At 29.0% G+C, this 9,627-nt stretch carries 11 protein-coding genes; 9 read left to right on the forward strand and 2 right to left on the reverse strand.

What is annotated here, in order from left to right:
- Positions 1-120 precede the first annotated feature (120 nt).
- From PW5551_RS07640 to PW5551_RS07675, 9 genes are all read left to right on the forward strand, one after another.
- Positions 121-831, forward strand: coding sequence for a hypothetical protein (locus PW5551_RS07640; protein ID WP_113075203.1), 711 nt, complete (start codon positions 121-123; stop codon positions 829-831).
- Between the two features lies 1 nt (position 832).
- The gene (locus PW5551_RS07645; RefSeq protein WP_113075204.1) at positions 833-1,057 is read left to right on the forward strand and encodes a hypothetical protein; all 225 of its coding nucleotides are present in this window, start codon (positions 833-835) and stop codon (positions 1,055-1,057) included.
- A gap of 273 nt (positions 1,058-1,330) precedes the next feature.
- Positions 1,331-2,086, forward strand: a complete 756-nt coding sequence (locus PW5551_RS07650) for a hypothetical protein (RefSeq protein WP_113075205.1) — start codon at positions 1,331-1,333, stop codon at positions 2,084-2,086.
- Positions 2,079-3,026: a nucleotidyl transferase AbiEii/AbiGii toxin family protein gene (locus tag PW5551_RS07655; RefSeq protein ID WP_113075211.1), complete on the forward strand. Its 948-nt coding sequence runs from the start codon at positions 2,079-2,081 to the stop codon at positions 3,024-3,026. Before PW5551_RS07650 ends, PW5551_RS07655 begins: the two co-directional genes overlap by 8 nt.
- Before the next feature lie 331 nt (positions 3,027-3,357).
- The gene (locus tag PW5551_RS10320) at positions 3,358-3,612 is read left to right on the forward strand and encodes a hypothetical protein (protein WP_233488480.1); all 255 of its coding nucleotides are present in this window, start codon (positions 3,358-3,360) and stop codon (positions 3,610-3,612) included.
- A gap of 55 nt (positions 3,613-3,667) precedes the next feature.
- Positions 3,668-4,300, forward strand: a complete 633-nt coding sequence (locus tag PW5551_RS07660; RefSeq protein WP_199562255.1) for a hypothetical protein — start codon at positions 3,668-3,670, stop codon at positions 4,298-4,300.
- A gap of 118 nt (positions 4,301-4,418) precedes the next feature.
- Positions 4,419-5,459: an endonuclease NucS domain-containing protein gene (locus tag PW5551_RS07665; protein ID WP_113075206.1), complete on the forward strand. Its 1,041-nt coding sequence runs from the start codon at positions 4,419-4,421 to the stop codon at positions 5,457-5,459.
- Between the two features lie 597 nt (positions 5,460-6,056).
- On the forward strand, positions 6,057-6,383 hold the full coding sequence (locus PW5551_RS07670; protein ID WP_113075207.1) for a type II toxin-antitoxin system RelE/ParE family toxin: 327 nt from the start codon (positions 6,057-6,059) through the stop codon (positions 6,381-6,383).
- 38 nt (positions 6,384-6,421) lie between these two features.
- A complete protein-coding gene (locus PW5551_RS07675) occupies positions 6,422-6,709 on the forward strand; it encodes a helix-turn-helix transcriptional regulator (protein ID WP_158526165.1) in 288 nt (95 codons plus the stop codon).
- 148 nt (positions 6,710-6,857) lie between these two features.
- On the opposite strand, the gene PW5551_RS07680 is transcribed toward PW5551_RS07675, so the two are convergent.
- Together PW5551_RS07680 and PW5551_RS07685 are read right to left on the reverse strand one after the other, a co-directional pair.
- Positions 6,858-7,817, reverse strand: a complete 960-nt coding sequence (locus PW5551_RS07680; RefSeq protein ID WP_113075209.1) for a nucleotidyl transferase AbiEii/AbiGii toxin family protein — start codon at positions 7,815-7,817, stop codon at positions 6,858-6,860.
- Positions 7,810-8,577, reverse strand: a complete 768-nt coding sequence (locus PW5551_RS07685) for a type IV toxin-antitoxin system AbiEi family antitoxin (RefSeq protein WP_158526166.1) — start codon at positions 8,575-8,577, stop codon at positions 7,810-7,812. The genes PW5551_RS07680 and PW5551_RS07685 overlap by 8 nt, the downstream gene beginning before the upstream one ends.
- Positions 8,578-9,627: the final 1,050 nt, after the last annotated feature.

Genomic DNA, 9,627 nt, shown 5'->3' on the forward strand with positions numbered 1-9,627 from the left:
ATGACTACCCCGTCTGCAGCATAAAACGCTGCATCCACCCCTTCGAGGAAGGGGAATTGAAGTCACTACCCTGTCTGCTGTAAATGGTAAAATAAAAATTTGGTATAATAGAGGCGAGAGATGGGGGAAGATAACTTATACAAAGTTAGTAAAATACTTTCTAATTTAATTGAAAAAATTCAAAGACATAATATATTTGATGACAATTTTCCTTCTTTAAGAAAAACTATTGAAAATTTTGATGTAAAAGAAATTTTTCATAAGATGTTGGATTTTTATGAAATAATAAATGATTCTGATATAAATAATATTATTGAAGATTTTGATAGTAGCGAAATGAATGTCAGTTATAGGTTAAAATCTTTAGAGTCACTTAAAATTAAATGGGATAAAAACAAAGGAGAGTCAAAACAATTGAGAGAAGTTTGTAATGATTCTTTGGCTTTTAGAATAATTGTAGATATTGAAAAAGAAAGAGTTTTAGATATAATTAAAAAAGTTTATAAATATAAAAAAGGTTTTGAAATTGTTGATTTTTATCAAGATCATAAATCGAAAGATGATGGTTATAGAGGTATTCATTTATATTTTAGACTTAATCCAAAATCATTTCCTGTAGAAATTCAGTTTTGGAATAGAAAAGATGCTATTTTAAATTATTATACTCATGAAATTATATATAAAAGCGATAATAAAGAGGACTATGATGAATATTCCTATAAACTAAGAAAATGGTTAGATAAATTACCAGATGCGCCGAAAAATATAGATAAAGAATTTATTGATTTTTGGTATGAAATGTTTTTAGAAGTAGATAACAGAGGTGATTAGTATGAGTTATTTGTATGCCAGAAGAGTTGGAAAAAAGGGAACTTGGTTAATAAAAATGGATATGAAAAAAGCTTTGAAAATAATAAAAGAAAATGATGAAATGAGAGATTATTTAGGAGTTATTGGGGGGAAAAATATAAATAGTCTTAAAAGAACTTATGGAGAATATGCTCCGTTTAAAGAAGTGGATTCATTAGAGGAAATTAAAAAAGAAATGCGTATATAGTTGGAATATTAAATTTTTTAGAAGATAAAGAGTAACGAGGTAAAAATCAAAGATTCTTCGACAAGTTCAGAATGACAAAAATAAATATATTTTCTATATGGAGATATCAACTTAGGTTGGTATCTTTTTGTTTGGTTCTAAAATATTGGAGAAAGTTAATTTTAACATTAATTTATTCTGTTTATAAGGAACTTATCGTATAATAGTTTTAAAATAATAGAATAGATTAATTTAATTATTAACTTATTCTAAAATAAAGGAACTGATTTTATTATGAAGTATTATGAAGATTTTTTAGATTTGGAAGTTTTTGATTTAGAAGAAGCTGCTCAAGTGGTTGGAAATAAAAATAATGCAAAAGTTTTGTTAAATTCTTATTTGAAAAAAGGTCTTGTGAAGAGGGTTAGAAGAGACCTTTATTGTTTTGTAGGGTTTAATAGTGATTTTAGTTGTAATAGATATTTAATTGGAAGCAAAATCAATAATACTTCTTATATAGGGTATCATAGCGCTTTTGAATTGCATGGGTTATCTCACCAAGTAAGTAATGTTGTTTATGTTTTTTCTGATATTTATTTTAAGGATTTTGAGTTTGAAGGAATTTATTATAAATATTCTGGAAAAGGTATTAGAAATGGAATTTCTAGATATAAAATGAATAAAGCTATTGAATATACTAATTTAGAAAGGTCTATTGTTGATTGTATTGATAGACCTGTTTTTTGTGGAGGAGAAAATGAGATAGATGAAATTTTAAAAATCTCTCCTATTTTGAATGAAAAATTTTTAATTGAGTATTTAGAAGCTTATAATAAAAAGTTTCTTTATCAGAAAGTAGGTTTTTTTATAGAAAGGCATCAAGAAAATCTCAATATTTCGAATTTATTTTTAAAAAAGATAGAAAAAAGGATGGGAAAAACAAATAAATATTTGTGTGAAGAGGCTAAAAATGGAAATGGGTTTTTGGTAAAAAGATGGAATTTAATTGTACCTTATTATCTTAATAAAAAGGATGATTTTTTTGTTTAATTATGATTATAAATACTATTCACAATTATCTAATAAATCAGGATTTCATAAAGATTTAATTGAAAAAGTGCATAGGTTGATTAAAATATTGTCTTTTATTAATAATAATGCATTTTTAAGGGATCGGTTAGCTTTAAAAGGGGGAACAGCTTTTAATTTAATGGTTTTTGAATTACAAAGGTTATCTGTTGATATTGATTTAGATTATCATTCTTATTCGGATAAAGAAATAGTTATGGAAGAAAGAAACATAGTTAAAAATATTTTGTTTTCGTATTTAGATAGAGAAGGATATAAAATTTCGGGAAAATCAAAACAACATTATTCATTGGAATCTATTGTTGCTAGTTATGAAAATAATTCTGGAAATAAAGATAATTTGAAAATTGAGATTAACTATTCTTTAAGGCATCATATTTACCCTATAACAAGAAGTATTATTGATTTGAAACTATTTGATGAGAAAATCGAAGTTGTATCTTTAAATAAGATAGAATTAATTTCAACTAAAACTGTAGCGTTGTATAATAGGTTAGCTGCAAGGGATTTTTATGATATTTATAATTTAAGTAAATACAACTTGATCTCTAGCGATGAGTATGGTCCTTTTACTGACTGTTTTATATTTTATTATTCTGTATCTAATAATAAATTAAATAAATTAAGTTTATCGACAGAATTTATTGAGGCAATTACGGATATAACTATCAAGAAAGATTTATATCCAATGCTAGTTAAAGGAGAAAAATTTAATTTAGAAAAGGCAAAAGAAGACGTGAAAGAATTTCTTGAAAGTATAATTAATGTTAAATCAAAACATATAGAATATCTATCTGAGTTTTCTAAAGGTAAGTATCTACCAGAATTGATATTTGAAGGAGAATTACTAAAAAATGTAAAGAGGCACCCAATGGCAATTTGGAAAACTTCTAGAAATTGATGAAATTATAGAAACTTGAAATATAAAAGAGAAAGCACTTTTAAAGTGATTTATCTTTCATGTTCTTTTTGTTCATTTATTTGACGAATTGCATTTTTGGATTTTTGTTTAGAAATTTATTTATATGATGTTTTTGCCAATTCCCTACAGCCAAAAAAGGAATTTTTAAATTGGTTCTATTTTTAAAATCGTTAAATATGTATATGGTAAAATAAAAATGTAGGAAAAGTTGCAAATAAAAATGTACAAAAATGCATAAAAAAATGGTATCCTTCTCTTAGAGTATGAATTAGGAAAAGGAAGAGAATTGAAAATGCTCAGTATAGAAGAATTGAAGGAACGGATTGAAATCACCAAATCAACAGTTGATTGCCCAGTCAAAGGTTGTAGTGAAAAAGTAGAAAGGCAAAGAGAATTTTTCAGACGAGAAGAGAGTTTCAAATGCCCAAAGCACATCATCTATATTTCACCGTCAACTTTCGAATATCAGAGTGAATTAGACAATCTACTCTGGAAAGATAAGGCTGATTTGGATTTGTTAGAGAGGATAAAGAAAGTAAAAGCGCGAAAGCCGAATTGCACGTGACAATAGCGAAGATTCAGTTACTTGGAATGTTTTTAGATTCCTAGAAAGAAATAATTTGGTTGAAATGGTTCTAAGTTCTATCATCGGTGTCACTTTAAAATCATCTGAAATAATCTATTGGTCATATAGCCAAAAAGAGAATTCCATTTGGTCTGAATTAAACAAAGCAAGAGAAGAATTTGGTGAAGAAATACAAAGAAGTTCGGAACCAGATATTATAATCAAAACTGACACAACACTTTTCTTTATTGAGGCAAAATTAACTGCTGGAAATGAAACAATATCGAGAAATACGAGCAATTCCAAGAAATATGAAACCGGTGGTGATAACTGGTTCTCAAAAGTCTTCAAGTCGCATTATAAAACTGTTGCGATAGATGAGAAGAAATATGAGTTACTACGTTTCTGGTTACTTGGAACTTGGATGGCGAAACAACAGGGTTTGAATTTCTATCTTGTCAACCTCGTATTGTCAGAACGAGAGAAGAATATTGGAACGATTTTCAAAAGGCATCTTAACGAGAACCAAAGGATGAAATTCATCCGAATTACTTGGGAAGACATCTATCGTCAGATTCTAAATAGCAACTTATCAGGAGTAGATAAAGATAAGATAATAAAGTATTTCAAAAATAAAACCATTGGGTATGATGGAAATGGAAAGTTACAAAGAGCATTTTCAATATAAGATAGGGTGACATCAGATAACAAAGCATACACGCTTCGGCTATGGCCAAATAGCCTTCGACAAGGTCTTATATGCTGGGAGCGTTATACGACATTGCCCATTTAGGAGGTGTAAGAAAATGAATCTGTTTACTATTGATGAAAATGGAAAGTTAATTCCTTATAAGGAATATGATTTCAAGGATTCCAATAAGGAAGCAGATTTGGAAGTTTTGCTTGAGAAAAATCCCGAATATTTTTTTGAAGAAAGCAACATTCTCATAATTGGTCGTCAAGTTACTACAAACCTAACTACTTTTATAGATTTATTGGGTATAGATGAAAGTGGAAATACCGTAGTCGTGGAATTAAAGAGAGATAAAACTCCCAGGGAAACAATTGCTCAGTTATTAGAATATGCGTCTTTTGTTGAAAATTTAGACTATTCTCAGTTAAATGAGATTTATCAAGATTATTCTGGGGAGGATAGTAGTTTAGAAGATTATCATCAGCAATATTTCCAAAGTGATTCAGACGAAAAAGTTTCATTTAACAAGTCAACAAGACTTATCATAGTGGCCCAAGAAATTTCAAAAGAAATTCGACAAACAGCACTGTTTTTAAGGAAAAAAGGTATTGATATTTATTGTATGGAGTTTAAATATTTCCAAACCAAATCAGGAGAAAAAATAATATCAAGTGATTTTGTTGTTGGCGAAGAGGAATTTATACGTCAGAAAGTTCAATCGGCCCCACTACCCAAAATCAACGAGAAACAATTCCTAAGTTCTTTGGACAAAAACGGATTGGAAGTTTTTCAGAAGATATTTGAATTTGTAAAACAACAAAAAGACTTAATGATCAGATGGGGGTCAAAAGGATTTTCATTAAATATTGAGTTGGATACTGGTTTAGTTGCTCTGTTTTTTGGATATCCGCCTAATTCTGCATTCAAACAGAGTATTTACACAGGATTTGTAGAGATCACAAAAAAGGTTAACAACTCAGAGGAGATTATCAGGTTTTATAAAGAACGACTTGAAAATCTTGGTTATTTTATAAAAGCAAAATCAAATCTAAAATGGGTAATTGATGAACCTTATTCAGAAAATGAAGTTGAACAGTTTATTAGTATTGTAAAGGATGTAATTTTAAAAATAAAGGAAAGAGGTTTGAAATAAATGGGTAACGATTACATAACAGAGAATTTGTGATTCGCTATCGCTCATCTAAATTATTCCCTACGGTCGCATAGGCCTTTACCGGTGCGTATAACAGATTTCATATCTATCCTTCGCTACGCCTAAATTGCCTTCGGCAATGTCGTATATGCTGGAAGCGTTATACTACATTGCTTTAAAGCATCATATATTCAAATATCTATACAAATGTTGAAAAGGAAAATAATTATGGATAAGAATCTGATTTTAAATGATGTAAATAGTAAAATAAAAATGTACAAAAATGCACTAAAAAAAGAATCCTTCTCTCAGAGTTTGAATAGGGGCATATTCTAATTCCATTTTTTTAACGTACTTTCTGCATTCTTCCAGAAGCATTTTGTGCGATAATTCTCAATAGTTCATCGCATATATTTATTATTTTAGTAAAGAATAAAATTTTTGATAACCAGAGAAAAGAAGAGATGACAGATTTTTTGACAAGCTCAGAGTGACAAAAATAGATATAATTATACAATGGTATTTATGATGAAACAAAAAAATAATTTTAAAATACAGCAAAAATGTTGTATAATATTTTTTAGGGATAGCTAAAATATGACGTTAATTTATACTAAAAAACTTAAAAAGTATATAGATAAATTGTCTAGTAGTTCCAAAAGAGAAGATAAAATTACAGTAGCTGAAATTTTTAGAATATTAGATTTACTAGAAAATAAGGTCTATTTGTTAGGTTATCCTTATTCAAAAATTTTATCAGGTTATAAATATAAGAGTATTAACTTAAGGGAATTAAGAATAGAAAGCAATGTTCCAATAAGAATATTTTATTTTATAAAAAATAATAAAGTCATAGTTTTATTTGATTATAAAATTAAGAAGTCTAGAAAATTAGGGGATACTATATTGAAACCAATTTTTTAAAAAATGAAAAATTTAATAGATGAAATGGAGGAATAAAAGTGGAAAAACTATATAATTATAAAAAGGAAAAGGAAAAAATATTAAAAGGGAACCCAGAAATCAAAAAAATATATGATGATTTAGGATTAAAATACAAATTAATAGAAAGTGTAATAGAATATAGAGCTAAAAATCATCTTACACAGAAAGAATTAGCAGAAAATATAGGGGTACAACAACAAGTAATATCAAGATTTGAAAGGGGTTTAGTAAACCCCAGAATTGATTTTGTTCAAAAGATATTAAAGGCTACAGGAAAAGATATTGAATTTGTAGATAAAAGATAGAACTAATTTAATTAGGAGATGTTAATCACCATAATCACCCCTTATGGAGATAGGAGAAAAATGAAAGAAATGGTAAAATAAAACAACGGGGGTAATATATTCAAAATAAACAATCCACTCAGATTTGATCTAATCTAAGGGTTTATTTTTATTTTACTTCTCTTGTTTTCCATAATGCCATTGGATGATTTCTAATATGTTCTAGAATCTTCTTATCTTCAAATAAAAGCTCTGGAATATATTTACCGCTTTCAAACCTATCCAAGAATTCCTTTTCTTCTTTTGTCAAAATCATTAAATCAGAAATGTACTCTTTAACAAGTTTTTTAGCTAAATCCAATTCAAAATCATCTTTTGTTTTAATGACAGGATTGAGATCTGTCTTAATCTTCCTGTTTGTAATCGAGTCAATTGCCTTAGTATCAAAAGTCTTGTTTATACTATTTTTATCTTTCGCTGATATGGCAGCATAGAATACAACACACTTCTTGAGTATCTCTTCTTCCGATTCATCAAATAGATCATAGTGAATCATATTTCTTACATCATATAAATCTCTGGCTGCAGCTCTACTCAGCAGCGCATTCATTTTACTTCCATATATCTCAAGTGGAGCTAAGCACTTCACCTTATATTTACTGGAAAGATATTCAGTTATAATCGGTCTTTCTTCCGCATCAAGAACGTGGGACCGTAATGAGTAATTAACTTCGATCTTGATATTATCTTTATTTCCACTGGCTCCCGTGTAGTCATAGACCCATGAGTCCAAGCTATGAGGATTCTTCGTCTTGGGATTTTTTGAATAACCATGAGACACCATATAACGATCGATATTGCTATTAATATTTTTTCTACTTTCAAGCATTTCTTCTCTACTGTTGGTGATTAAATAATCCATATCTATATCTACAGAAAGACGTGGCAAGTTGAAAATCGTTAGATTAATGGCTGTTCCACCTTTTAATGCAAGACTATCTTTTAGAATTGGATTTGTGTTTAAATACTCCAGAATATCCGCTAGCCTCGTTACTTTTTCTAGTGTATCCCTTACAAATCCTAATTCTTTAGCTTTTTTCCCTAAATATATAATGTCGTAATTAGACACGTATATCGCCACCTTGATCCGTTATTTCAAATAACCCTTCTGGTACCATCAGTTCCCATTCACGATTATAGAAGCTATTGCCTTTTGCTTCACTCACTAGGTATCGTCTGCTTTTTCCTATTTTACTTTTGCAATATTTTATGAACTCCTTTGATAACTGCATCTCTTTCCGATAATGATCAAGGAGATAACCTACCCGTTGATATAGTCCCTGAATATTATATATATCAAGATATCGCTTCAGTTTATTCTCATCTAAGTATTGGATTCCCTCCAAGCAGTTTAACAATTCTTCAAACCCACCTATTTTATTGAAATCCTTTATGCTGTCAACAACTGTTCGTTCCATATCTGTTATTCTAATTCCGGTGGTGTTCTTTGCTTCAAAAATACCCTCATCCATCCTAGATGCTACATATTTATAAGTTACATGCTCATATTCAAAGTGATTGAATTTTGTTTCAGATGAAACATATACTTCATAGAATATTTGATTCGCCAGCCCATAATATTCAAAAGCACTGTGATGTGAGATATAAGCAGTGTCGGTTATGGCGCAAGCAATTTGATAACGAGTTGCTACAATCTGTCCTGTTGTTGGATTTACAACAGAATAGATATTTTTTCTAACCTTTCTAACCCAGTCTCTTTTGATCAAACGATTTAGCTGAGTATACGCTGTCTTCTTATTACCTGTAAACTTCATCAGATCATCAATTGTAAAAACCGGATACTTCGCCAGTTTAGTCAGCACATCCACTAATCTCACCTCTCTTTTAATTTTGACACGATCTTCTTCATATTCGAAAAATAAAGTTCTGTTATTAAAAATATTAATACCCATTTTGTATGAGACTATTCATCTTATTTTAATTATATCACATTATACTTCAAAATCAAAGAAAATCATTCCATTTTTAAACAATATAGTATCAAAAAATCATATATTCGTAGTCATTTCCTTTTCACTCCATTTGTTAAAAATAAAAGCAGTCTGCTAAGTAGCTTGATCGCTTCTATCAGAAAAGCCAAGGAATTTCGTTTTAGAGACCTTGCTGTTTTTAAGTGAGTAAAGTTCATAGAATCAAACTGCGATGTTATAATAAAAGCTTTTTAATAAAGAAAGGGCTATCATGTTTGATCATAAACAACTTTTAACTGTCATTCTACAGCCGAAGGATTTTTTATACGTAAGAGAAGTCAACCCATTATATCTGCACAAAACCAACCAAGGGAAGAAAGATCATTAATCGAGAATTTGGATTTTTGTTTAGAAATTTATTTATATGATGTTCTAAGCCATTCCCTACAGCAAAAAAAGAAATTTTTAAAATCGTTAAATAATATATCACCTAAATCTAAGGGATTAATAACAATTTGTAATTTATATTAGGACTTATCTTGGTTTTGATTGTCTATCTTTAACAAGTTAGATATGTTTTAGGATGTTGTATCCTAACCTGGCTTTGCCTGTTCCGTATCCTCCGTATAAGATTAAATCACTCCCTCCCAGTAGGTTTTGTTCGCTTGATAAATAAGGAAAAAAACTTTTGTGGCTGATAATAAAATTGCTGATCTTTTGTCTTGCTCAAAGAAATTGTTTAGCAGTTCGATATATAATGTCCGATCTATTGTATAATTTAAATATAACAAAAGTATAATTTAACCAAACTACAAATAACAAGGGGGAAGAAATGGGAGATTCTAATATAGCTCACAACTATCAAGACATAAATCTTCAAAAAGATGCAAGAACATCATGCAAATATGAAACCTTGAAATATTATGTATTAACTTAACCGAAGAACTA

The organism is Petrotoga sp. 9PW.55.5.1, assembly GCF_003265365.1.
GTDB lineage: Bacteria > Thermotogota > Thermotogae > Petrotogales > Petrotogaceae > Petrotoga.